The organism is Clostridium novyi NT (assembly GCF_000014125.1).
Lineage (GTDB): Bacteria > Bacillota > Clostridia > Clostridiales > Clostridiaceae > Clostridium_H > Clostridium_H novyi.
Genome location: NC_008593.1, coordinates 1,729,797 through 1,753,525, shown reverse-complemented (window position 1 = coordinate 1,753,525; position 23,729 = coordinate 1,729,797). Strand labels below are relative to the sequence as shown.

25 protein-coding genes and 1 riboswitch are annotated in these 23,729 nt (G+C 28.3%); of the genes, 21 read left to right on the top strand and 4 right to left on the bottom strand.

What is annotated here, in order from left to right:
• Positions 1 to 18: 18 nt before the first annotated feature.
• Together NT01CX_RS08170 and NT01CX_RS08165 are read left to right on the top strand one after the other, a co-directional pair.
• Positions 19 to 750 carry an ABC transporter ATP-binding protein gene (locus NT01CX_RS08170; RefSeq protein WP_011722594.1) on the top strand — a complete coding sequence of 244 codons (732 nt, stop codon included), beginning with the start codon at positions 19 to 21 and terminating at the stop codon, positions 748 to 750.
• A 5-nt stretch (positions 751 to 755) separates the two neighbouring features.
• Positions 756 to 1,676 carry a SufB/SufD family protein gene (locus NT01CX_RS08165; protein ID WP_011722593.1) on the top strand — a complete coding sequence of 307 codons (921 nt, stop codon included), beginning with the start codon at positions 756 to 758 and terminating at the stop codon, positions 1,674 to 1,676.
• A 49-nt stretch (positions 1,677 to 1,725) separates the two neighbouring features.
• On the opposite strand, the gene NT01CX_RS08160 is transcribed toward NT01CX_RS08165, so the two are convergent.
• From NT01CX_RS08160 to NT01CX_RS08150, 3 genes are all read right to left on the bottom strand, one after another.
• Positions 1,726 to 3,306 (bottom strand): MutS-related protein, encoded by a 1,581-nt coding sequence (locus NT01CX_RS08160; protein WP_011722592.1) that lies wholly within the window; start codon positions 3,304 to 3,306, stop codon positions 1,726 to 1,728.
• Between the two features lie 134 nt (positions 3,307 to 3,440).
• Positions 3,441 to 4,754, bottom strand: a complete 1,314-nt coding sequence (thiC, locus tag NT01CX_RS08155; protein WP_011722591.1) for a phosphomethylpyrimidine synthase ThiC — start codon at positions 4,752 to 4,754, stop codon at positions 3,441 to 3,443.
• A gap of 104 nt (positions 4,755 to 4,858) precedes the next feature.
• A riboswitch (TPP riboswitch) is annotated at positions 4,859 to 4,957 on the bottom strand.
• Between the two features lie 62 nt (positions 4,958 to 5,019).
• Positions 5,020 to 5,676 (bottom strand): hypothetical protein, encoded by a 657-nt coding sequence (locus NT01CX_RS08150; protein ID WP_011722590.1) that lies wholly within the window; start codon positions 5,674 to 5,676, stop codon positions 5,020 to 5,022.
• Positions 5,677 to 5,912: 236 nt separating this feature from the next.
• On the opposite strand from NT01CX_RS08150, the gene nadA reads away from it, so the two are divergent.
• The 19 genes from nadA to NT01CX_RS08055 all read left to right on the top strand — a co-directional run bounded on the left by nadA (position 5,913) and on the right by NT01CX_RS08055 (position 22,395).
• Positions 5,913 to 6,809, top strand: coding sequence for a quinolinate synthase NadA (gene nadA, locus NT01CX_RS08145; protein WP_187146707.1), 897 nt, complete (start codon positions 5,913 to 5,915; stop codon positions 6,807 to 6,809).
• Positions 6,810 to 6,820: 11 nt separating this feature from the next.
• Entirely contained in the window at positions 6,821 to 8,116 is a 1,296-nt protein-coding gene (locus tag NT01CX_RS08140; RefSeq protein ID WP_011722588.1) for an L-aspartate oxidase, read from the top strand.
• Complete coding sequence (nadC, locus tag NT01CX_RS08135; protein WP_011722587.1) at positions 8,097 to 8,942, top strand: carboxylating nicotinate-nucleotide diphosphorylase; 846 nt, start codon at positions 8,097 to 8,099, stop codon at positions 8,940 to 8,942. Before NT01CX_RS08140 ends, nadC begins: the two co-directional genes overlap by 20 nt.
• Before the next feature lie 176 nt (positions 8,943 to 9,118).
• Positions 9,119 to 9,853: a M23 family metallopeptidase gene (locus tag NT01CX_RS08130; protein WP_011722586.1), complete on the top strand. Its 735-nt coding sequence runs from the start codon at positions 9,119 to 9,121 to the stop codon at positions 9,851 to 9,853.
• On the top strand, positions 9,853 to 10,797 hold the full coding sequence (locus tag NT01CX_RS08125) for a M50 family metallopeptidase (protein ID WP_072060518.1): 945 nt from the start codon (positions 9,853 to 9,855) through the stop codon (positions 10,795 to 10,797). The genes NT01CX_RS08130 and NT01CX_RS08125 overlap by 1 nt, the downstream gene beginning before the upstream one ends.
• A 73-nt stretch (positions 10,798 to 10,870) precedes the next feature.
• On the top strand, positions 10,871 to 12,742 hold the full coding sequence (locus tag NT01CX_RS08120) for a TIGR03960 family B12-binding radical SAM protein (RefSeq protein ID WP_011722584.1): 1,872 nt from the start codon (positions 10,871 to 10,873) through the stop codon (positions 12,740 to 12,742).
• Positions 12,711 to 13,424 carry a TIGR03936 family radical SAM-associated protein gene (locus NT01CX_RS08115; RefSeq protein WP_039241875.1) on the top strand — a complete coding sequence of 238 codons (714 nt, stop codon included), beginning with the start codon at positions 12,711 to 12,713 and terminating at the stop codon, positions 13,422 to 13,424. The genes NT01CX_RS08120 and NT01CX_RS08115 overlap by 32 nt, the downstream gene beginning before the upstream one ends.
• A gap of 141 nt (positions 13,425 to 13,565) precedes the next feature.
• Entirely contained in the window at positions 13,566 to 14,183 is a 618-nt protein-coding gene (locus NT01CX_RS08110; protein WP_011722582.1) for a 3'-5' exonuclease, read from the top strand.
• A 24-nt stretch (positions 14,184 to 14,207) separates the two neighbouring features.
• The gene (locus NT01CX_RS08105) at positions 14,208 to 15,653 is read left to right on the top strand and encodes an Rne/Rng family ribonuclease (RefSeq protein WP_011722581.1); all 1,446 of its coding nucleotides are present in this window, start codon (positions 14,208 to 14,210) and stop codon (positions 15,651 to 15,653) included.
• 126 nt (positions 15,654 to 15,779) lie between these two features.
• Entirely contained in the window at positions 15,780 to 16,091 is a 312-nt protein-coding gene (rplU, locus tag NT01CX_RS08100; RefSeq protein WP_011722580.1) for a 50S ribosomal protein L21, read from the top strand.
• A 2-nt stretch (positions 16,092 to 16,093) separates the two neighbouring features.
• Positions 16,094 to 16,420 carry a ribosomal-processing cysteine protease Prp gene (locus tag NT01CX_RS08095; protein ID WP_011722579.1) on the top strand — a complete coding sequence of 109 codons (327 nt, stop codon included), beginning with the start codon at positions 16,094 to 16,096 and terminating at the stop codon, positions 16,418 to 16,420.
• Between the two features lie 3 nt (positions 16,421 to 16,423).
• On the top strand, positions 16,424 to 16,723 hold the full coding sequence (gene rpmA, locus NT01CX_RS08090) for a 50S ribosomal protein L27 (RefSeq protein ID WP_003365336.1): 300 nt from the start codon (positions 16,424 to 16,426) through the stop codon (positions 16,721 to 16,723).
• Positions 16,724 to 16,780: 57 nt separating this feature from the next.
• On the top strand, positions 16,781 to 17,320 hold the full coding sequence (locus NT01CX_RS08085; RefSeq protein ID WP_011722578.1) for a Spo0B domain-containing protein: 540 nt from the start codon (positions 16,781 to 16,783) through the stop codon (positions 17,318 to 17,320).
• A gap of 31 nt (positions 17,321 to 17,351) precedes the next feature.
• The gene (obgE, locus tag NT01CX_RS08080; RefSeq protein WP_011722577.1) at positions 17,352 to 18,626 is read left to right on the top strand and encodes a GTPase ObgE; all 1,275 of its coding nucleotides are present in this window, start codon (positions 17,352 to 17,354) and stop codon (positions 18,624 to 18,626) included.
• Between the two features lie 15 nt (positions 18,627 to 18,641).
• The gene (gene yhbY / locus NT01CX_RS08075; RefSeq protein WP_011722576.1) at positions 18,642 to 18,935 is read left to right on the top strand and encodes a ribosome assembly RNA-binding protein YhbY; all 294 of its coding nucleotides are present in this window, start codon (positions 18,642 to 18,644) and stop codon (positions 18,933 to 18,935) included.
• A 101-nt stretch (positions 18,936 to 19,036) separates the two neighbouring features.
• Positions 19,037 to 19,639, top strand: coding sequence for a nicotinate-nucleotide adenylyltransferase (gene nadD, locus NT01CX_RS08070; protein ID WP_011722575.1), 603 nt, complete (start codon positions 19,037 to 19,039; stop codon positions 19,637 to 19,639).
• Positions 19,640 to 19,651: 12 nt separating this feature from the next.
• Positions 19,652 to 20,221, top strand: a complete 570-nt coding sequence (gene yqeK / locus NT01CX_RS08065) for a bis(5'-nucleosyl)-tetraphosphatase (symmetrical) YqeK (protein WP_011722574.1) — start codon at positions 19,652 to 19,654, stop codon at positions 20,219 to 20,221.
• Between the two features lie 9 nt (positions 20,222 to 20,230).
• The gene (locus NT01CX_RS08060) at positions 20,231 to 21,457 is read left to right on the top strand and encodes an LCP family protein (RefSeq protein WP_011722573.1); all 1,227 of its coding nucleotides are present in this window, start codon (positions 20,231 to 20,233) and stop codon (positions 21,455 to 21,457) included.
• Positions 21,458 to 21,489: 32 nt separating this feature from the next.
• Positions 21,490 to 22,395, top strand: coding sequence for an RluA family pseudouridine synthase (locus NT01CX_RS08055; RefSeq protein ID WP_011722572.1), 906 nt, complete (start codon positions 21,490 to 21,492; stop codon positions 22,393 to 22,395).
• 38 nt (positions 22,396 to 22,433) lie between these two features.
• Here the strand turns inward: NT01CX_RS08055 and NT01CX_RS08050 are convergent, their stop codons facing one another.
• Positions 22,434 to 23,666 carry a D-alanyl-D-alanine carboxypeptidase family protein gene (locus NT01CX_RS08050; protein WP_011722571.1) on the bottom strand — a complete coding sequence of 411 codons (1,233 nt, stop codon included), beginning with the start codon at positions 23,664 to 23,666 and terminating at the stop codon, positions 22,434 to 22,436.
• Positions 23,667 to 23,729: the final 63 nt, after the last annotated feature.

Sequence of the window (23,729 nt, the reverse complement as noted above, 5' to 3'; positions counted from 1 at the left end):
AGAAAAGGGGAAGAACAAATGCTAGAACTTAAAAATTTATCATTAGAAGTTGAAGAAAATGATAAAAAAATTAGTATTTTAGATAACATAAATTTAACATTACAAGATAATAAAATTTATGTTATTACAGGACCTAATGGTGGGGGAAAGTCATCTTTATGTAAAATGATGATGGGTATATATAAACCTACATCAGGTAATATAATTTTAGATGGAGAAGATATTACAAAACTAGATATAACAGGTAGGGCTAATAAACAAATAGGTTATGCATTTCAACAGCCACCACATTTTAAAGGTATGACAGTAAGAGGGCTTTTAAATCTTGCAGGAAAAGATTCTAAGGAAAAAGTTGATGTTCATGAATTATTAAATAATGTAGGACTTTGTACTAAGGATTATATAGATAGAGAGATTAATTCAAGCCTTTCAGGTGGGGAATTAAAGAGAATTGAAATAGCATCAGTACTTGCTAGAGATTTAAAGTTAGCAATTTTTGATGAACCAGAAGCAGGAATTGACTTATGGAGTTTTCAAAGATTAGTTGAAACATTTACTAATATGCATAAAGAAAGAAATACTACAATAGTTATTATTTCTCACCAAGAAAGAATAATTAATTTAGCAGATGAAGTAATTGTTTTGTCTAATGGAAAAATACAAAAAACTACAAGCAAAGAAGAAATTATAAGTGAGATAAAGGCTCAGGCAGCTTGTGATTATTGTGGAACCTGTGAAACTGGGAGGTAGAAGAGATGTCAGAATCAATACAAGAAAAGATATTAAGTAAGATAGATGATACTACTGATTTATATAAAGGGGCGCACAATATAAGAAGTAATGGTGAGTCCGTAAGTAGAAATACAACAATGAATATAAGTATAAAAAGTAAAAAAGAAAAATCAGGATTAGATGTAATCGTTGCCCCAAATACTAAAAAACAAAGTGTCCATGTACCAGTTATAGTTACAGATGTCAATGCTACTGATAAGGTATATAATACTTTTAAAGTAGGGGATAACTCAGATGTAAATATAGTTGCCGGATGTGGAATACATAACTGTACAGCTCAAACTACAGAACATGAAGGAGTTCATGATGTACATGTAGGAAAGAATTGTCATGTTAAGTATATAGAGAAGCACTATGCAGAAAGTGATGGAAAATCTCAAAAAGTATTTAATACAACTACTGTAATTGAAGTTGGAGAAGATTCTACATTTGAAATGGATTTAGTTCAAATAAAAGGGGTAGATAATAGTAAAAAAGAATTAACTATAAATCTTCATAAAAATGCTCATTTAATTGTAACTGAGAGAATTTTTACTGATGAAGATCAAGTTGCTGATTCTAAGGTTAACATAAATCTTAAAGGAGAAGATTCATCAGCACAAATAGTATCTCGTTCAGTAGCTAAGGATAATTCAAGACAAACATTCTACTTTATGATGAATGGTGAAAATAAATCAAGAGGACACATAGAATGTGATTCAATCATAATGGGTAATGCTAGAGTTACATCAATACCAGCTCTTGATGCTAGATGTGAAGATGCAGAATTAATTCATGAAGCTGCCATAGGTAAAATAGCTTCAGAACAATTGATGAAGCTTATGTCACTTGGACTTACAGAGAAGGAAGCAGAAGAAACTATATTAAAAGGATTCCTGAAATAATAAGTAGTAATTTATTTATAATTATCATAAAAGCCGTTAAATGATTAAATCATTCAACGGCTTTTATTCTTTCTTCTGTTTTATTTATTATTTCACTAGGATATCCTAGAAATTTTAGTATTTTTACAGCATTTCTAGTAGGAGATATACCTTCTTTTATTTTGTAATCAAATGTAAGACCGGTGTTTGTAACATCTTCTTTAAAGTAATAACATTTATATCCATTAGTCATTTTTGTAAGTTGTAAATCATGAGTTGCAACTAATGTTAAAGCATTATGGGATGAGAGGTAATTTAATATTTCGCATGATGCATTTATTCTTTCTATAGGATTTGTTCCTCTATATATTTCGTCAATCATACAAAGACAAGGTATATTTTCATTACTTGCATTTATTATTCTAAGCAATGCCTCTGCTTCTGCAAGGTAATAACTTTTTCCGCCTAGTAGATCATCACCAGGTTTAATTGATGTTATTATATTGAAAATACTACTAGAATAAGAATCAGCAATACATGTATATATAGTTTGAGCTAAAAGTGCATTAACGCCAACTGTTCTTAAGAATGTGGACTTACCTGACATATTTGAGCCGGTTATTATAATTCCAAAATTATTTATATCTATAGAGTTAGGTATAGCATTTTGTATTAGTGGATGTTCTAAGTTAGTTACACTTAGAAATTTACTATTATCAACGAAATTTGGTTTTGTATATTTAGGTAATCCGTCTCTAAAAGAAGCTATAGATATAAGAGTATCTATTTTACCAATAATCAAATATAAATCTAACAAATCTTTTTTATGCTTAATTAATGTACTTATAGATTTAAAGTAGTTGATTTCTTTAATAAGAAACATTATGTTTACATAGTCACCTACAATATCTAGAGTTTCAATTCTATTTATAGTAAAGGTGTTTTTGCGTATAGGGTCTAAAGTTTTTAGTAGTGAATTTAACTTATTGTTATATTCCTTTAATTGTTTACAGTTAAGGTATAGTATACTTGCAGCGGCACTTATGGTGTTTCCTAAATAAACCATAGATAAAACTTGTTCTCTTATGACTTTGTTAAGACTATAATGAATGAACATATTTATAAATGATAGTGAAAGGGCAATCATACCGAATCTTGAAAATCCCCAAAATAAACACATAAACAAGGACAATATAAAAGAAAATGAACAAACATAACAAAGTATTTTGTACTTTGGATAGTTTGTTGTTTCTTCAAAAAAAATGGAGTCTACATAGCTATCGGTTTTATCAAGATTATGTAATATTAAAGATATTTTTTCTCTAATTGAGCTATTATCTTGAAAAAAAGAGATTAGTTCATTACGTTTTTCTAATAAAGATTTGTCATACAGTGGAGTTCTTAAAACTTTATATAAATGTTGTTCACCTGGTGTGGAAAATGTTCTATCTATACTACAATATACATCATCCATATTTAAATCTGCCCATGTACTGTCATCTACTGAATTAGATGAGTCGTAAGCATGCTTAAAAAAATTCTTTATTTTAGATAAGTTACGTTTTCTTTTTATGTATTTTCCATAATGAGATTTTATATAGTTTAAAGATTTATTTTGAAAATGAGATCTTATAGTTTTACTAATATTCATGATACGTACCTCCTATGTATTATATTCTACTATAAATATACAAAATATGAAATAAAAAGCGAATAGTCAAAATAAAAAGCTATTGGCTATAATGATAGTCAATAGCTTTTGGAGGCTATATTTTGTATGACTTATTAGTCATCTTCTCTTAAAATATTTATGTTTTTACCATCCATGACCTTATTCATGTTTCTAACTGCGCACATTTTTCCGCACATAGTACAAGTATGTTCATCTTCTGGTATAGATTCAGCTCTATAACGTTTAGCTTTTTCAGGATCAATTGCAAGCTCAAACATAGTATCCCAATCTAAATCACGTCTAGCTCTGCTCATTTTGTTATCCCAGTCTCTTGCTCCAGGAATACCTTTAGCAATGTCTGCTGCATGAGCGGCTATTTTAGTTGCAATTATACCTTCTTTCATATCATCTATGTTTGGAAGTCTAAGATGTTCAGCAGGTGTTACATAGCATAAGAAGTCAGCACCAAATGAAGCTGCAATAGCACCACCTATGGCACTTGTAATATGATCATATCCAGGAGCCACATCTGTTACTATAGGTCCTAAAACATAGAAAGGAGCATTATGACATAATTTCTTTTCAAGAAGCATATTTGTTTTAATTTCACTTAAAGACATATGTCCAGGTCCTTCTATTATAATTTGGACATTTCTTTCCCATGCACGTTTAGTAAGTTCTCCTAAAGTTATTAATTCTTTTATTTGACTAGGATCAGTAGAATCTTCTATACATCCAGGACGACAAGCATCTCCAAGACTTATAGTAACATCATATTTTTCACATATATCTAGTACTTTGTCAAAGTGTTCATAGAAAGGATTTTCTTTATTATTTAATTGCATCCAAGCAAAAAGTAAACTTCCGCCTCTAGATACTAAATTCATAAGTCTAGGATTTCTTTTGAAAACTTCTGCTGTTTCACGATTGATTCCACAGTGAATTGTCATAAAGTCAACTCCATCTTTTGCATGTTTTTCAACAACAGCAAGTAATTCTTCGGCAGTTATATCTTTAAGTTCTTTATCATAAAAACCAATTGCATCGTACATTGGAACTGTCCCAATCATAGCAGGAGACATATCTATAAGTTTTCTTCTAAATTCTTCAGTTTTTCCGTAGCAACTAAGATCCATAATGGCTTCAGCCTTCATTTCTACAGCTTTTTTTACTTTTTCAAGTTCAGCATCTATGTTATAGCAATCTTTTGAAATACCAAGATTTACATTGATTTTAGTTTTTAAGTCTTGTCCAACTCCTTCTGGACTTAAAGATTTATGATTTTTGTTAGCTGGAATTGCTACTTGACCTGTAGCTACTAAATTCATTAATTTAGAAATTTCCATGCATTCTTTTTTTGCTACTATTTCCATTTCCTTAGTTACTATGCCACGTTTAGCAGCATCCATTTGTGTTGTGTAATTCATAGTTTATCCATCCCCTTAACAATTTAATATAAAAAAATAAGCCTTCTATGTAAGAAGGCTTATACTAATAAATAACACAAAATAAGTTTTCATGTTATGTTAATTCAATTAGTCTAGTTGCTTCCCTACGATAGTACTAACTACATCAGGTTCTAAGGGTCAGGTTTTATCCTTCTCAGCTCAAGGCTCCCCCGCAAACGATTAAATATTATGTTTTATAGTTCTAAGTATAAAGTATTTATGCAAATTTGTAAACTATATTATATTATTTAAAAATTATACAGGCATTTTCCGAAGATTTATCTTGTTCATCTAATTTTGAGCAATTCATATAGTTAACATCATTTAATGGAAAATCTTTTTCAGAAATTTTTGTTAAAGCACCATTTTTACCAATATAGAATGCATTGGATTGTTTAGTTATAGAGTTAGAGTGTTTTGATGTAACGAATAAACTATATTTAGAACTAGGTGTTTTGAAAATGTTATGTGCATTTTTCCAAACTGTATCAAGGGAAGTCATAAATTCATCTGTTGAAATCCCCTTAGAAAATTCATTTTCTAAATTTTTATAAGTTCCATTAAACTCTAGTACAATCTCATCATTTTTACATATAGCATCAACGTATTGAAATCTATGAAACTTATTTTTATTTATTAACATGATTTTAAGAGCGGGTTTAGGAGAGGCTTTGTCATAATATAACCAACAACTTAAAACCTTTGCATTTTTATTTATAGAAGGATTATTTTTTATATTATTCCATTGATCTTTAAAACAATAACAGTTCTTACATTCAATAATTTCTCCTTTATTAGATCCATATGTTTGAAACAAATATATGGCAATTAAAACTATAGATACAAAATATATTATACGTATAACGGGATTATTAAATGGTTTTTTAAATTTTATTTTCATTATTAATTACCTCCTCATTAGATAATATATTTATATAATATATTACTTGGTATAAACTCACAATATATTATGGAAAATATTATGTTATATACCAAGATTTAAAGTGTAAAATAAGTATAAAAATGGTTATAAAATATATTGATAAAAATTAAATTAAATGGTATATTATTTAAGGTGTATATACACATGTGTATATATTAAATTATAAGGTGTAGAAGGGCGTGTAATGAATGGAAATTGATTTAAAAGATAAAATTATGAAATTAAAAAAAGAAAAAAATGCAGTTATTTTAGCACATTTTTATCAGCCTAAAGATGTACAAGAAGTAGCGGATTACATAGGGGATTCTTATTTTTTAATTGATGTAGGAGAAAAATGCAAAGAAGATACTATAGTATTTTGTGGAGTGAAATTTATGGCGGAAAGTGCCAAAATTTTATCGCCTAATAAAAAAGTTATTTTTCCAACTCCAAAGGCGATTTGTCCTATGGCTAATATGATTACTAAGGAGGATGTTTTAAAACTAAAGGAAAAACATCCAAATGCTAAAGTAGTTTGCTATATAAATTCTACTGCAGAGGTTAAGTCTGTGGTTGATGTATGTTGCACATCTTCAAATGCAATTGAGATAGTTAATAATTTAGAAAGTAATGAGATAATATTTTTACCAGATAAAAATTTGGGATCATATATACAAGAGAATACACCAAATAAGAAAATTATATTATGGGATGGGTATTGTTATGTTCATAATAAAATAAAAGCTTCGGATATTATAAAAGCTAAGGAGGAATATGGTAATGATATTAATGTTTTAGTCCATCCAGAGTGTAGAAAGGAAGTTAGAGAGTTAGCAGATTATATAGGAAGTACAAAAGGAATCATAAATTTTGCACAAAATAGTAATAGTAAAAAATATCTTATAGTCACAGAATGTGGAGTTATACATGAACTAAAAAAGAAAAACCCAGATAAAGAATTTTATATGTTAGATATGCATTGTTCAAATATGAAAATGAATTCAATTAAGGAAATTTATACTTGCCTTAAAAATTATAATAATGAGGTGAAAATAGATGAAAATATAAAAAGAAAAGCAGTAAGGGCATTGGAAAAAATGCATAGTTTATAGGGGGATTTAATATGGAGGTAGATGTATTAATAGTAGGCACGGGTATAGCAGGACTTTATACTGCTTTGAATTTAAGAAAAGATTTAAAAATAGTTATGATTACTAAAAATAAAATTGATGAATGCAATTCTTATCTTGCTCAAGGCGGAATATCTACAGCTATAAATGATAAGGATAAAAAGTTCTTCATTGAAGATACATTAAAGGCAGGAAGGTATAAAAATGATTTAGAATCGGTAAAAGTTTTAGTACATGAGTCAAAGTACAACATAAGTAAGCTTTTAGATATGGGAATAAGATTTGACATGGATGGAGAAGAACTTGATTATACAAGGGAAGGAGCTCATAGAGTAAATAGGATAGTTCATTGTGCTGATGAAACAGGTAAAAGAGTGTTTACAGGATTATTAAAAGAAGTGGGAAAGAGGAGAAATATTATAATATGTGAAGATACTTTTTTAGTAGATATTATTGAAAAGGATAATGTATGCTACGGAGGAGTTGTTATAACAAAAGGTGACGTAATAAATATAAATGCTAAAATTACAGTTTTTGCATCAGGAGGAATAGGTGGTTTATTTAAAAGTTCTACTAATCAAAGAATATTAAAGGGAAATGCACTTTCTATAGCAATAAGACACAATATAAAATTAAAAGATATGAATTATATACAATTTCATCCTACAGCTCTTTATGAAGGAGAAAAAGAGGGTAGAAGATTTTTAATTTCTGAATCGCTAAGAGGAGAAGGAGCTTATCTTTTAAATAATAAGGGAGAGAGATTTGTAGATGAACTGCTTCCAAGAGATGTTGTGGCAAGAGCTATAAAGATGGAAGAGAAAAAAAACAATTCACCTTGTGTATACTTAGACATAACTCATAAATCTAAAGAATTTATTATAAATAGATTTCCTTTAATATACAGTCAGTGCAAAACAAAAGGATTAGATATAACCAAAGATAAGATACCAGTAAGCCCTGTACAGCATTATTTTATGGGAGGAATACATGTAGATATAGATAGTAGAACATCTATGAAAAATTTATTTACTTGTGGGGAAACTAGTTGTACAGGAGTTCATGGAGCTAACAGGCTTGCTAGTAATTCACTTTTAGAGGCCTTAGTTTTTTCAAGAAGAGGAGCCAATTATATAAATAAAAATATAGACAAGCTAAGTTTAAATAATTTAAAAAATAATATGACTATAAATGAAGCTGAGAAACTTATAATTGAAAATAATGAAATTATTAAGAAAGAATTTATTAAAATTAGAGAGGATATAAAAGATGAATTGGTTTATAATTGATAAATTTTTAATAGAAGCACTAAAAGAGGATAATTTCTATGAAGATATAACCACGGAAGCTATTGTTGGAAAAAGCAGTATAGCTTCTGTAGATTTAATAGCAAAAGAAGAGGGCATAATAGCTGGTCTTAATGTATTTGAAAGGGTATTTACTTTGCTAGGAAATGTAGAGGTTAAAGCTTTAGTTAAAGATGGAGATGAAGTTAGTAGTTCTCAACTTATAGCAAAAATTAAAGGAAATACTAGAAGTATACTTACTGGTGAGAGAGTGGCTCTTAATATGCTTCAAAAAATCAGTGGAATAGCAACTATAACAAATAAATTTGTTAAGGAGATAAAAGGGACAAAAGCTAAGTTATTAGATACAAGAAAAACTACACCTAATCTTAGAGTTTTTGAAAAATATGCAGTAAAAGTAGGTGGAGGGTATAATCATAGATTTAGTTTGTCCGATGGCGTGCTTATAAAAGATAATCATATAGATGCAGCAGGGGGTATAAAAAAAGCTATAGAGTTAGTAAGAAATAGTGTATCTTTTGTAAGAAAAATTGAAGTTGAAGTTGAAAATTTAACGGGAGTACAAAAAGCTTTAGAATCAAAGGCAGATATAATAATGTTAGATAATATGGATATTGATGCTATGAAAAAAGCTGTTAAAATGATTAATGGAAAAGCTATTGTAGAGGCTTCTGGAAATGTAAATTTAAAAACTATAAGAGACATAGCAAATACTGGAGTTGATTATATTTCATGTGGTATTATAACACATTCTGCAAAGGCTCTGGATATAAGTATGAAGAATCTTGTTTTATTAATGGATAAATAATTATATATAATTTAAATATATAAAAATCTAAGATAATCTACTTAATAATAAAGTAGGTTATCTTAGATTTTTATTTTTAGAACAAATAAAATACTTACCCAAATTTAATGTAATAGAAAATAAAAAATATAAATATATATTTATAGTAGTTAAATCTAATATAAGGGGGGAAGATAATGGGAAACTATAATTCTCAGTATGAGAATTACTATAAAACTTTTACAAATAAATCAAATTATAATATGAAGAGACACGGTAATAGCAATAAAGTTTTGGGGCATAAAAAAAATAAAAGTTTTATTGCAAGAAGGATAATCCAAGATTTAACAGGGGTTTTTGTTATGTTATTGTTTGTGCTTATGTGCAGATTTGTAGTAACTCCACAGACAAAGACAGCATATAGTTATTGTAAAGATGTTGTTAATAAAGATTTTAATTATAGAAAAGTAATTAATAGTGTTAAGCATATAGATAGAAATAAAAGTGTACAAGATATCGCTTTAGAAATCATGGAAAAGGCTAAGGTGAAATTTGCAGGAGGACAGACAATAAAAGAAAAGATAAAGCAAAAGTTTAAGTTACCAACTGAGGGAACTATAGAAGAAAATAAAGATGGAATAAAGTTAAAAGTAACTGAAAAAGGAGAAATTGCAGCAAGTTATGATGGAAAAGTTAAAGAATGTGGTGAAGATGGTGAATGTGGAAATTATATATTGATAGATCATGGTGAGGGAATTGAAAGTAAATATTTTAGTTTAAATAAGATTTTAGTTAAAAAAGGTGATGAAGTAAAAAAAGGAGATATTATAGCAGAAAATTATATTAATGGTAAAAGAGATTCCATGGGATTTAAGATATTATTTATGGGTCAAGATAAGGGATTAGAAAAAGTTTTGGAAAATAAAAATTAATGAATATACAAAAAGAAAAGCAGTTAATGATTAAAATAAGTAAGCTTTCTATACCATATATTATTATACTCTTAATCATAGGTTTTAAAGGAAAAATGATTGTATCATTTATATTTGTGTTTTTTCATGAAATGGTACATTATATAACGGCAAAAAAGTTAGGATTTAAGGGGTTTGGTATAGAGATTCTTCCAATAGGGGCTGTCTTAAAACTTAGAGATTTAGATGAAGCCGATCCTAAGGAAGATTTAATAATATCTTTAAGTGGACCTTTATTCAATTTAATTTTTGCTATGATAGGCTATTTTTTGAATATAAAGTTTTCAAGTGAGTACCTGCAGTTACTATATATAAGTAATTTAGCTTTAGGTACTTTTAATTTGATACCTGCACTTCCTTTAGATGGAGGCAGGATATTAAGAGATATTTTAGCCATGAAGACATTTTACAAAAGAGCTAATAAAATAACCGTAAATATAAGTTTGGTTATTGGAATGCTTATATATGTCTATTTTTGCATTTCAACAGTGCTTGGCATGAAAAATATTAGCATAGGTATTATAGGGATTTTCATAGTTATTATTTCATATAAAGAAAAAGAAAGGATAGTTTATTTAATTATGGGAGATATAGTAAAGAAAAAATATAAATTTATAAAAAAAGGATATATGGAAAATAGAAGTGTTTCAATACACTATAAGAAAAATCTTTTAGATGCTTTAGGAATAGTTGATAAAAATAAGTATAATTTATTTACTATTTTAAATGATGATATGAAGGTAGTAAGTATAATATATGAGGAAGAACTTATTAGGGCTTTAAAAAATTACGGGAATATAAGCATAGAAGAGTATATAAATACTGTGGATGAAATCGATAAATTAGCTAAAATGGCTATAGATGAATGGAAAGATTGGAAAGATGAGTGTAATAAAGAAGCATAAACAATTGATTTTATTTTTTTATTTGTGATAAAATGTATTGATAAAATACATGTTCAACGTAGGAGGAAATTTAATGAACAAAATTTCAGATGATATATTGTGTAGGGTTGAAAAACCTATTAGATATACAGGGGGAGAGTTAAATTCCTTTTCAAAAGATAAAAATAAAGTTGATATAAGAGTTGCCTTTTGTTTTCCAGATGTATATGAAGTTGGAATGTCACATTTAGGTACAAAGATACTTTATTACACTATGAATCAAAGGGAAGATACGTTTTGTGAAAGAGCTTTTGCACCATGGCCAGACATGGAAGAGCAAATGAGAAAAAACAATATTCCAATGTATACGCTAGAAACTAAAGATTCTTTAAAAGTATTTGATTTAGTAGCATTTACTCTTCAGTATGAAATGAGTTATACAAATATATTAAATATGTTAAGTATGGCAAACATTCCTATAAGGGCAGAGGATAGAACAGAGGATGATCCAATAGTTTTCTGCGGAGGACCATGTGCTTATAATCCAGAACCTTTATATGCTGTTGCAGACTTTTTTGCTTTAGGAGAAGGGGAAGTTCAGTTAGATGAAGTTTTAGATTTATACAAAGAGTGTAAAGATAAAGGATTAAGCAAGAAAGAATTTTTAAGAAAAGCTGTAACTATAAGAGGAATTTATGTGCCTAGTCTTTATGATGTAACTTATAATGAAGATGGAACTATAAAAGAATTTAAGCCAAAATATGATGATGTACCAGCTAAAGTTACTAAAGCTATCATAAATAACTTTAACGAAGTAGAATTTCCAAATAAGCTTATAGTTCCTTATGGAGAAATAGTTCATGATAGAGTTACAATAGAAACTTTCAGAGGATGTACAAGAGGATGTAGATTCTGTCAAGCAGGAATGATTTATAGACCGGTTAGAGAAAAGACTAAAGAAAAGATAATGGAACAAGTAGATGAGCTTTTAAAAGCTACTGGATATGAAGAAGTATCATTAGTATCACTAAGTATTTGCGATTATTCTGATATACAAGGACTTATAAATGAATTAATCGAAAAATACAAAGATAAAAAAGTTGGAGTATCACTTCCATCTATAAGAATAGATGCATTCTGTGTGGATTTAATAAAAGAAATTCAAAAGGTAAGAAAAACAGGACTTACTTTTGCACCAGAAGCTGGTAGCCAAAGAATGAGAGACATAATAAATAAAGGTGTTAATGAACAAGACTTAATGGATTCTGTATCTAATGCATTTAAATCAGGATGGTCAACTATTAAGTTATACTTCATGATAGGACTTTCTTATGAGAGAGATGAAGATGTAATTGGAATTGCAGAACTTGGAGAAAAAGTTGTAGAAGAATACTATAAAATACCTAAAGAAGAAAGACAAAAGGGACTTAAAGTTACTTTAAGTACATCTATTTTTGTACCAAAACCATTTACTCCATTCCAATGGGCTCCACAAGATAGAATGGAAGTTGTTAAGGAAAAAATTAGACTTATAAGAAATTCTGTTAAGAGCAAGAGAATTCAATACAACTGGCACGAATCTCCAGTAAGCTATATGGAAGCTATACTTGCAAGAGGAGATAGAAAAGTTTGTGATGTTATAATAAGAGCTTTTGAAAAAGGTGCTAAATTTGATGGTTGGGGAGAATACTTTAACTTTGAAACTTGGATGGAAGCATTAGATGAATGTAATGTAGACGGAGAATTCTATGCTTATCGTGAAAGAAGTTATGATGAAGTATTACCTTGGGATTTTATAGATGTTGGAGTATCAAAAGAGTTTTTAATTAGAGAAAACGAAAAAGCAAAAAAAGCAGAGCTTACTCCTGATTGTAGACAAGGATGTAAAAACTGTGGTATAAACACAAATGAAAGTTTTAAGGAGGGAACATGTTTTGAAAACGCGATATTTAATAAAGTACACTAAAGGTGATGAAATAAAATATGTTGCTCACTTAGACTTAATGAGAACTATACAAAGAATTCTTAGAAGATCAGAGTTACCTGTTGAGTATTCAAAAGGATTTAATCCTCATATAATCTTATCTATAGCACAACCTTTATCAGTAGGGGTTGCATCTAAGGGAGAATATATGGATGTTGAATTTAAGGAACAAGTAGATGAAAAAGTAATAAAAGATACACTAAACAATAATACTCCAATAGGTATTGAAATTTTAGATGTTAAGAAGGCTAAAGAAAAATTAGGAGAAAAAAAGACACCTCCATCTATGGCAGCAGTAAAAGCAGCAGATTATAAAATTGTGCTAAAGTGTGTAGATCAAGATATAGTTGAAGAGGGATTAAAAAGTCTATTATCATTAGATGAGTGGAAGATAATGAAAAAGACTAAAAAGGGAGAAAAAGAAGTAAATATAAGAGCTTTAATTAAAAATATTGATTTTGAGATAAAAGAAAATAAGCTATATATAAATACTTTAGTATCCTGTGGAAGTGTAGATAATCTTTCAGCACAAATAATGTCTGATTATATAAAAGAACATGTTGACGGAATAGATAAAGAAGCCTTTGTTTATATTGAAAGACAAGAATTATATTCATATGAACAAGAAAAGTTAGTAACTCTTTTAGAATATTTAGGACAATAATTTAATATAAAATATAAGTATAGATATGAAAAATATTCTTGCAAAGTAAAACTTGGCAAGAATATTTTTATGTGCAGTTTTACTTTGATTGTAAATAGGGTATAATTAATACTATAAATATTATATCTTAGGAGAATATAAATGAGCTTTTATTTGGTAGAAGATGAGGAATTTATTTTTATTCCATACAATCTGTTAGCTATAGACTTTGAATTTATAACTACCAAAATTGTTGAAAATAAAGCTAAAAAGTATTTTCAAGAAATAATAGAAGTTGGAGTTATATTTAAAAGTGAAAGCTTAACTCAAAAGTATAGTAAAGTTATAAAGCCTAGATATTTTTTGAATAGTAAAGATAAAAGTAAAAGTATTTATGGTGGAAGATTTTCTTATGATGATATAAAAAATGGAGAAGAAATCAATAAGGTTTTTTTAGAACTGCAACAATTATACACACCCAAAGAAACACTTTGGATTTCCTGGGGAAAGGCAGAATATGATATTTTAAAAACGGTATGCAATAAATATGGTATTAATCTTCCTTTTTTAAAGGAAGATTATTTAGATTTATCCCTAGAATTTAAAGAGTTTTACGGTATAGGTCAAAATGCATCATTAGACAAGGCATTAAATTATTTAAATATACCTATAATAAATAGGCATTATGCTATATTTGATGCACAAGCTCTAATGAGTATAATACATAAGATGTTTAAAGATGGATATAGACTGAAAGATAAGGATTATGAAATTTTATAACAAGTATTAAAAAGAGGTGGAATTTTGGAAACAATTTATATAGAACGAGAAGAGGGTATTTTAAGAATTGTATTAAGAGAAGATGACATATTAAAAGAATGTTTCATAGAAGAGGAAAAGTTAGAGCCATCTCCAGGAGAAATATACAAAGGTGTGGTTAAAAATATAGTACCAGCTATTAAATGTGCTTTTATAGATATTGGATACGATAAAAACGCATACATGTATCTTAATCATAAATTTAAAAATGATGATGTAAAAAATGGTGATGAAGTTTTAGTTGAAATTATGAAGGAATCACTAGGGGAAAAAGGGCCTAAAGTAACAAGTTCTATAAGTGTTCCAGGAAGATATGTAGTTATAGTAACTCATAATAAAAAAATAGGTTTTTCAAAAAAAATAGAAGATAATGATAACTTTAAATCATATATAATAGACAATATAAATAAACCAGATGATATAGGTATAATGATTAGAACCAATGCTTTAGATGCAACTATTGAAGATATAAATAAAGAATTAGAAAAGCTATATGATAATTATAAAAAAATAGTACAAGAAGGTACATATTCATTAAAACCAAAGCTTTTATATAATGGCGGAGGTACACTTGGAAGGATACTAAATGATATATTAACTTTTAATACTAAAAAAGTAATTGTAAATAATGAAGATGATGCTGAGTATATTAAGGAATTTGTAGAAGATAAATCAGATCTAGAGTTAGAAATAGAAGTATACAGTGGAAAGCAAAGTTTATTTAGTCATTATAATATTGAAAAAGAGATACTATCTCTTAGAAATAATAAAATAGTTTTGCCAAGTGGCGGAAATATAGTTATAGACAGAACAGAAGCAATGTATGTTATAGATGTTAATTCGGGGAAAAATACAAAACAAACATCAATAGATAAGACAGCTTTAGTAACTAATTTAGAAGCGGCACAGGAAATTGCAAGACAAATAATGATGAGAAATTTAAGTGGAATTATAATTATAGATTTTATAGACATTCATAACTATGAATACAAGAAAAAGATAATGCATATTTTAAAAGAAGAATTTAAAGAAGATAAGAAGAAAACAGTGATTTATCCATTTACCCAACTTAATTTAGTGCAAATAGCTAGAAAAAGAAGGGGGAAAGCCATATCAGAATACATAGAAGAAGATTGTTCAATGTGTCATGGAAAATCAAAGAGAATAAAGCTAGAATACTTAAATAAGTTAATAAAAGATGAGATTACAAAAATAGATGAAGGCTATAATATAAAAGATATATATATAGAAATAGATGAGATATATAAGAAAGATATTCTTGGGGATATTATTAAGTTTATAGAAGAAATAGAGGGTATGCATAAAAGCATATATGTAAATTTCATAAGCAATTTAGAATATTTTAAAGTTGAACCATTACTATTTGCAAGTCAAATAAAAAAACTTGAAAATATCAAAATATATGGATAAAAATTGTCTTTACAAATAATATGGTGTGTGATAAAATGGCATTTGTAAACCGCACGCATAAGGTGAGAAATCTCAAAGTAATTTGAGTACCGACGGTGGCGAGACTCTTATAAGGAGGTGTTATTAATGTACGCTGTAGTTCAAACAGGTGGAAAACAATACAGAGTTCAAGAAGGAGACGTTTTATTCGTTGAAAAGCTAAACGCTGAAGTGGATTCAAACGTTGAATTAACTGAAGTTCTTGCTGTAAATAAAGACGGTAAGCTAGTAGTTGGAGCTCCTGTAGTTGAAGGAGCAAAGGTTGTTGCTAAAGTACTTAAACAAGGAAAAGCTAAAAAAGTTGTTGTATTTAAGTATAAACCAAAGAAAGACTCTAGAAAGAAAAATGGTCACAGACAACCTTACACTAAGTTACAAATCGAAAGAATTGAAGCTTAATTATGATTGAGGCTATTTTTAAGAAGAAGAATGAGAACATCGTTTCTTTTAAAATAGAAGGTCATGCAGGGTTTGATGAATATAACAAAGATATAGTATGTAGTGCTGTATCTGCAATATCACAAACCACTCTTATTGGCATTCTAGAAGTTTTAAATATCCATGCTGAATATCGCATAGTAGACGGATTTTTAAGTTTAAGTATAGAAGAGAAAACCATGGAAGATATAAAATCATGTCAGGTTTTACTACATACAATGCTACTTGGGCTTAGAAGCATGGAACAAGGATATAGAGATTATATAAATGTAAGGGAAGAGGAGGTGTAATTTATGTTATTAATGAACCTTCAATTATTTGCTCATAAAAAAGGAGTAGGTAGTTCTAAAAACGGAAGAGATTCTGAATCTAAAAGACTTGGAACTAAATGTGGAGATGGACAATTTGTTCTTGCAGGAAATATCTTAGTAAGACAAAGAGGTACAAAAATCCACCCAGGTGTTAACGTTGGTAGAGGTGGAGACGATACACTTTATGCTAAAGTAGACGGAATAGTAAAATACGAAAGAGTTGGCAGAAGTAAAAAACAAGCTAGCGTTTATCCTGTAGAAATAGAAAATGTAGCTGAATAGTTCAAGGCACCCAATAGGGTGCTTTTTTAAAATGCTTTTCTTTGATGGGGGATTATTATGGAGGATATTGAAAAGTTTATAAATGCATTTAGAAAAGAAAGACATGACTTTATGAATTGCGTCCAAATTATATATGGATATCTACAATTAGATAATACAAAAGAAGCAATAAGATATATAAACAAGATTATTGGTGAAAATAAAAATATAAGTAGTTTATATGCATTAGGAGATCAGTATTTTGGGTTTTACATGGAAAAAATTATAAATGAATTAAAGCAAAAAGAAATAGAAGTTGATTTAGATGTGGAAATCGACAAGTTCTATAAAGAAAATTTTAAAAATCACTATAATAAAAAAGAAGAATTAATAAATAATATAATTAATGATATTGAAAATAACAAATTAAAATTTGTTTATATATACATTTTTGAAGATGAGTTAGGACAGAGCATGATGATTGCAAATGGAGAGTCTCTCGTCAATGAACTTGAGTGGATGGATGACTGGGAAGAAAAAGACTCAAATATAAGTGATATAAGTATACACAAGTATGTCTATGGTAATAATCTTGCCTATAGATTAACTTTTTTATGATATATTAAATAAACAAAGGTAAGGTGATTATATGTTTATAGATACAGCGAAAATTTTAGTTAAATCAGGTAATGGCGGTAATGGATGTATTTCGTTTAGAAGAGAAAAATATGTAGCTATGGGTGGTCCTAATGGCGGAGATGGTGGAAATGGTGGAAGTGTAATACTAGTTGCAGATAGAAACCTTACTACTTTATTAGATTTTACATATAGAAGGAAATATGTGGCTGATAACGGTGAAGATGGTGGAAATTCTAAATGCTTTGGTAAAAAAGGTGAAGATTTATATATAAAAGTTCCAATAGGAACAGTTGTTAAAGATGTTGAAACTGGAAAAACTATGGTTGACCTTGCAAAAGAAGGAGACTCTTATATAGTAGCTAGAGGTGGAAAAGGTGGAAAAGGAAATTACCACTTTGCAACACCTACAAGACAAGCGCCTAATTTTGCTGAACCAGGAATGCCAGGCGAAGAGAGAATGATAAATCTAGAAATTAAACTTTTAGCAGATGTAGGTCTTATAGGTTTCCCTAATGTAGGTAAATCAACTTTATTATCAATGGTAAGTAAAGCGAAACCGAAGATAGCAAACTATCATTTTACAACATTAAAACCAAACCTTGGAGTTGTAAAAATAGAAGGTGCAAACGCTTTTGTAATGGCTGATATACCAGGTATAATAGAAGGAGCATCTGAAGGAGTAGGTCTTGGACTTGACTTTTTAAGACATATTGAAAGAACTAGACTTTTAGTTCATGTGGTAGATATTTCAGGAGTTGAAGGAAGAAATCCTATAGAAGATTTCAAAAAGATAAATGAAGAATTAAAAAATTACAGCGTAAAACTATGGGATAGACCTCAAATAGTTGTTGCAAATAAGATTGATATGTTATATGATGAAGAAGTTTTTGAAACATTTAAAAAAGAAGTTAATAAATTAGGATTTGATAAGGTATTTAAGATTTCTGCTGCTACAAGAGATGGAGTAGATGATTTAATTAAAGAAGTAACAAGACAATTAAGCATGATACCAATAACAGAAATGGAAATACCAGAAGAAGAAAGATTCATGCCAGAAGAAAAGAGATTTACATACACTATAAGAGTTGAAGATGGTGTTTATGTTGTAGAAGGAAGCTTTGTAGATAGACTTCTTAAGAGTGTAAATGTAAATGATCCAGATTCATTAAGATATTTCCATAAAGTATTAAGAAATAAGGGAATTCTAGATGAACTTAAAGAAATGGGAATTCAAGATGAAGATACTGTAAGACTTAATGATTTTGAATTTGACTTTTTATTATAATTTAGGAGGAAAAGTATGATAAGCAGTAAGCAAAGAAGTTTTTTAAGAGCAATGGCAAATAAAATGCAACCTATTTTTCAAGTTGGAAAGAACGGAATAGATGATGCTTTTATAAAACAAGTAGAAGACGCATTAGAAGCAAGAGAACTTATAAAAATTAAAGTTTTAAACAATAGCTTTTTCACAGCTAGAGAGGCTTCAGATGAAATTTGTGCAGAGATAGAATGTGAAGGAGTTCAAGCTATAGGAAATAAGCTTGTTCTATATAAAAGATCAAAAAATAAACCTAAAATAGAACTACCAAGATAAAAGGAAGGTGATTTCACCTTCCTTTTATCTTTAATTTTTTAATTTTTGTGTTATACTTTTTGGTATAGCATTAAAATTTTACTATAAAGGATTGGTGTTTTATGAAGAAAAAAGGTATTTTTGGAGGAACATTTGACCCTATTCATAATGGGCATCTACATATAGCTTATGAAGCTTTATATAAGTTAAACCTAGATAGAGTTATATTTATTCCTTCTGGAAATCCACCACATAAAACAGATAAAGTTATAACTGATGCAAATATTAGATATAAACTAGTAAAAGACGTAATACAAAATGAAGAAAAATTTGAAGTAAGTGACTATGAATTAAAAAATCAAGGTTTAAGTTATACATATAAAACATTAAAGCATTTTAATGAAAAGCATAAAGATACTGAGTGGTATTTTATAACTGGTGCAGATTGTTTAATGCAATTAGATTCGTGGAAGAATATTAATGAAGTTTTAAGCTTATGTAACTTTGTAGTATTTAGAAGAAGCGGATATAGTATGGAAGATATGCTAAAGCAAAAGGAAAGAATAGAAAAGAAATTTAATAAAAAAATTATATTTCTTGATATACCAGTTATAGATATATCATCAACTACAATTAGAAATAAAATAAAAAATAGGGAAAATATAAGTTACTTAGTTCCAGAAAAAGCAAGATGCATGGTAAATAAAATGAATTTATATAAATAAGGAGGATTTTACATGTGGTCAGAGGATAAGATGGTAGAATATCTTAAAACTAATTTAAAACCTAAAAGATTTAATCATAGTATAGGTGTAAGAGATACAGCAGTAAAATTAGCTGAAATTTATGGTGAAGATGTTGATAAAGCAAGAATAGCTGGCCTTATACATGATTGTGCAAAGTATGTACCAGATAAAAAAATGATAGATAGTTATGAGAATCATGGAAATAAGGTAGATGAGGTAGAAAAAAATATGCCTGCAATATTGCACGGAAAAGTTGGTTCTTATGTAGCAAAAGAAATTATGGGTGTTGAAGATGAGGATATATTAAGTGCTATAGCTTATCATACAACAGGAAGAGTTAATATGAGTGTTCTTGAAAAGATAATATACATAGCAGACTATATTGAACCTTCAAGAGATTTTCCTGGAGTTGATAATTTAAGAAATATTGCTTTTAATGAAAATTTAGATAAAGCTCTTATACTATCTTTTGATAATACTATAAAGTATGTAATAGATGGAAATCAGCTTTTACATAAGGACACTATAGAAGCAAGAAACTATATGTTATATAATAAGTAGGGGATTAATATGAAAAGAAAAATAGGGTTAAAAAAATTATTAATAACAGCAGTAACTATACTTCTAGGAATACTTATAATAAGTATAGTATACTTTTATCAAGCTGTTGGGGAGTTAAACAACAATTCAAAAATAGCATCAAGAAATACGGACAATAAATCTGCTATAAATATATTAGTTATGGGAGTTGATATTGGAACTCCAGGAAGTAATGATAAAAATGATCATAAAAGAACAGATACTATGATACTAATTCATTACGATAAAAATAAAAAAGAAGCAGATGCAATTTCTATACCAAGAGATACTCTTATAAAGTTAAGGGGAAGAAATGCAAAGATAAATGCTGCACATGCTGTAGGTGGAGTTAGAGGTGCTATAGATGCAGTTGAAAATCTTTTAGATGTGGGAATCGATTACTATGGAAAGATAAATTATGAAGGATTTAGAGAAATTATAGATTCCATTGGTGGTGTAGATGTAGATATACAAAATAATATGGATTATGATGATGAAGGGCAAAATCTACATATTCACTTTAAAAAAGGAGAAAAAGTACACTTAGATGGAAAAAAAGCTGAAGAGTTTTTTAGATGGAGAAAAAATAATGATGGTAGTGGTTTAGCATCAGGTGACTTAGGTAGAATAGATAATCAACACATATTTATATCTAAAGTAGTTGAAAAGATGAAAAGTCCATTTATAATATTTAGAATTCCAAGTATATTAACTAAGTTACCTAAATATGTGGAAACCAATATGTCATCAAATGAAATTTTGAAATATGGGTATGCACTATCAACAGCAGATAATATAAAAACTCAAACATTAAATGGAAGTACTAAATACATAGGAAAAGCTTCATTCTTTGTTTATAATAAAAATAAGAACAAAGATATAATAGATAAATTACAAAGTGTAAGTAGTGTTAAAGGACAATTTAAAAACAGGGATATTGGTAGTTTTAAAATTGAAGTATTAAATGGTACAAAAAAACAAGGGCTTGCATCTAATTATAAAAGATACATTGAAGATAAAGGATATAAAAACATATCTACTGGAAATACAAATAGTGTTAAAAAGAGTAAAGTAATAGTTTCAAGTGAAGTAACTAGTAAACAGATGAAGCAGATAAAAAGTGACTTTGATATAAAATCAATTGAAAAAAGTTCAAATAGTAACAGTAATGCAGATGTAGTTGTTATATTAGGAGAAGACCAAGAATATAAAAACTAATTATATAAAAGTCTGTAAGAAACGAGGTAGTAATGGAAGAAAAGAATAATATTTTAAAGATAAAAGTACAAATTGATGAAGAAGAAATTAGACTTAATCATTATTTAAAGAATCATGCTAATTGTTCAAGTAGATTCATAAGAAAAGCCGCAAGGGAGGGGAGAATAAAAGTAAATAATGAAAATGTAAGATTATCATATATGTTAAAAAATGATGATGTAATAGAACTTCAAATAAATAGAGAAGAAAATCAAGATATTGTGCCAGAAAAAATGCATTTAGACGTAATTTATGAAGATAAAGATATTGTAGTTATAAATAAGCCTAAGGGAATAGTAGTTCATCCCACTAAAAGACATCAAAATGGTACTTTATCAAATGGAGTTTTATATTATTTTAAAGAAAAAAATGAAAATAGTATAGTGCGTTTGGTAAATAGGCTTGATATGGATACTTCAGGACTAGTGTTAATAGCTAAAAATGCCTATAGTCACATGGCTTTATCTCGTGATATGCAAAAGGATGACTTCGTAAAAAGTTATTTAGCTATTGTTCATGGAAATTTAAAAGAAAAAAGTGGAGTTATTAATAAGCCTATATATAGAGTTGGAGAAGGTACTTTAAGAAGAGTCATAGATGAAAGAGGACAAAGAAGCGTAACTAGATTTAAGGTTGTAGAAAGTTATGAAGATGCTGATTTAGTTGAACTAACTCTTGAAACTGGAAGAACTCATCAAATTAGGGTGCATTTAAGTAGTATAGGGCATCCTATTTATGGTGATTCATTATATGGAAAAGAAGAACATGAATATATAGATAGACAGGCGCTTCATGCATATAAGCTTCAAATTCCTCATCCGAAAGATGGGAGAATATTAAAGCTTGAAAGTGATTTGCCAGATGATATGAAAAATTTAATAAGTAAACTTAAAAAATAAAAGTCAGGCTATAAGTCTGACTTTTTTTATTATATATATTATATTCTATTCCTTTTAGATTTCTTTAAGCCAAATATTAAAACTAATAGAATTAATATGCCTATTGGAGTACCTATTATTAAATACTTATTATATTTAAGATTATTTAAGTTTAATTTATTTAAATATAATTTTTTTGATGAATGATCTGCTCCACTAGCTAAATTAACTTTACCTAAATTTTGATTTTTATATACTATATTTCCTGTTAAAATAATATCTCCTTTTTTAAAAAATTTATTATTTAAAGGAGCGTTATTTACTTTAAGTTCTGGAACATCTTTATCGCCATTTTTTCTTAAATAATAAAAATCTTCTGTAGCTAAAACTGGAATACTTGAATTATCATTAATTTTATAATTATATAAACATTGATTTTTGCTATATAATTTTTCTCTAGTATAATTACTAAATCCAAAATTAAATAAGTTGATTACATCGTCCCAATAAGTATGTTTTGCATCATGAAGAAGAACTGCTATAAGACTTTTATTGTCTCTAGTAGCTGTTGCAACAAATGAATGTTTGGATTGAATAGTATATCCTGTTTTGCCTCCCTCGCAACCTTCATAATAGCATTTTGATCTTTTTAAAACTAGTTTATCTTTATTTCCTATGAAACGTTTGTTAGGTTCTTTGTTAGTTGGATTTATAACATAAACTTGAGTTGTGGCTATTTTTTTGAAATCTTCATGTTTACTAAGTTCTCTTAAAATTAGAGCAAGATCTCTTGCTGATGTTCTATGTTTATCATCATACAAACCATGTGGATTTACAAAGTTAGTGTTTTTGCATCCAAGTTCCTTAGCTCTAGTATTCATAAGTTTTACAAATTCTTGTGTAGAACCAGATATATGTTCTGCTAAAGCTACTGCACAATCGTTTGCTGATTGAAGAAGTAGAGAATATAATAAATCTCTTATAGTTAACTTTTCTCCTTCAAATATGTATATTTTGCTTCCATCTATATCTGTAGCATTTTTGCCAATAGTAACAACATCATCTAGGTTACATTTTTCTAGAGCTAAAAGGGCTGTCATTATTTTTGTGGTAGATGCCGGTGGATACGGACTATCTAAGTTTTTAGAGTATAAAATCTGTCCTGTATTTTTATCCATTAATACTACGCCATCTGCCGATACAGTAGGAGGAGTATCTATAGCCTTAGTGTCATATACAATAACAGAGAATGTTATGATAAAAATCCATATAAAAGTTAATAATTTACGCATTGTGTACCTCCTAATATTTATACAAATAGTATATCAAAAAAAATTCAATATATCAAAATAAAA

What these genes read in the sequence shown, in the direction of transcription:
- NT01CX_RS08170 (WP_011722594.1), top strand. Translation starts at nt 19, where the DNA reads ATGCTAGAACTTAAAAATTTATCATTAGAAGTTGAAGAAAATGATAAA.
- NT01CX_RS08165 (WP_011722593.1), top strand. Translation starts at nt 756, where the DNA reads ATGTCAGAATCAATACAAGAAAAGATATTAAGTAAGATAGATGATACT.
- NT01CX_RS08160 (WP_011722592.1), bottom strand. Translation starts at nt 3,306, where the DNA reads ATGAATATTAGTAAAACTATAAGATCTCATTTTCAAAATAAATCTTTA.
- thiC (WP_011722591.1), bottom strand. Translation starts at nt 4,754, where the DNA reads ATGAATTACACAACACAAATGGATGCTGCTAAACGTGGCATAGTAACT.
- NT01CX_RS08150 (WP_011722590.1), bottom strand. Translation starts at nt 5,676, where the DNA reads ATGAAAATAAAATTTAAAAAACCATTTAATAATCCCGTTATACGTATA.
- NT01CX_RS08140 (WP_011722588.1), top strand. Translation starts at nt 6,821, where the DNA reads ATGGAGGTAGATGTATTAATAGTAGGCACGGGTATAGCAGGACTTTAT.
- nadC (WP_011722587.1), top strand. Translation starts at nt 8,097, where the DNA reads ATGAATTGGTTTATAATTGATAAATTTTTAATAGAAGCACTAAAAGAG.
- NT01CX_RS08130 (WP_011722586.1), top strand. Translation starts at nt 9,119, where the DNA reads ATGGGAAACTATAATTCTCAGTATGAGAATTACTATAAAACTTTTACA.
- NT01CX_RS08125 (WP_072060518.1), top strand. Translation starts at nt 9,853, where the DNA reads ATGAATATACAAAAAGAAAAGCAGTTAATGATTAAAATAAGTAAGCTT.
- NT01CX_RS08120 (WP_011722584.1), top strand. Translation starts at nt 10,871, where the DNA reads ATGAACAAAATTTCAGATGATATATTGTGTAGGGTTGAAAAACCTATT.
- NT01CX_RS08110 (WP_011722582.1), top strand. Translation starts at nt 13,566, where the DNA reads ATGAGCTTTTATTTGGTAGAAGATGAGGAATTTATTTTTATTCCATAC.
- rplU (WP_011722580.1), top strand. Translation starts at nt 15,780, where the DNA reads ATGTACGCTGTAGTTCAAACAGGTGGAAAACAATACAGAGTTCAAGAA.
- NT01CX_RS08095 (WP_011722579.1), top strand. Translation starts at nt 16,094, where the DNA reads ATGATTGAGGCTATTTTTAAGAAGAAGAATGAGAACATCGTTTCTTTT.
- rpmA (WP_003365336.1), top strand. Translation starts at nt 16,424, where the DNA reads ATGTTATTAATGAACCTTCAATTATTTGCTCATAAAAAAGGAGTAGGT.
- NT01CX_RS08085 (WP_011722578.1), top strand. Translation starts at nt 16,781, where the DNA reads ATGGAGGATATTGAAAAGTTTATAAATGCATTTAGAAAAGAAAGACAT.
- obgE (WP_011722577.1), top strand. Translation starts at nt 17,352, where the DNA reads ATGTTTATAGATACAGCGAAAATTTTAGTTAAATCAGGTAATGGCGGT.
- yhbY (WP_011722576.1), top strand. Translation starts at nt 18,642, where the DNA reads ATGATAAGCAGTAAGCAAAGAAGTTTTTTAAGAGCAATGGCAAATAAA.
- nadD (WP_011722575.1), top strand. Translation starts at nt 19,037, where the DNA reads ATGAAGAAAAAAGGTATTTTTGGAGGAACATTTGACCCTATTCATAAT.
- yqeK (WP_011722574.1), top strand. Translation starts at nt 19,652, where the DNA reads ATGTGGTCAGAGGATAAGATGGTAGAATATCTTAAAACTAATTTAAAA.
- NT01CX_RS08060 (WP_011722573.1), top strand. Translation starts at nt 20,231, where the DNA reads ATGAAAAGAAAAATAGGGTTAAAAAAATTATTAATAACAGCAGTAACT.
- NT01CX_RS08055 (WP_011722572.1), top strand. Translation starts at nt 21,490, where the DNA reads ATGGAAGAAAAGAATAATATTTTAAAGATAAAAGTACAAATTGATGAA.
- NT01CX_RS08050 (WP_011722571.1), bottom strand. Translation starts at nt 23,666, where the DNA reads ATGCGTAAATTATTAACTTTTATATGGATTTTTATCATAACATTCTCT.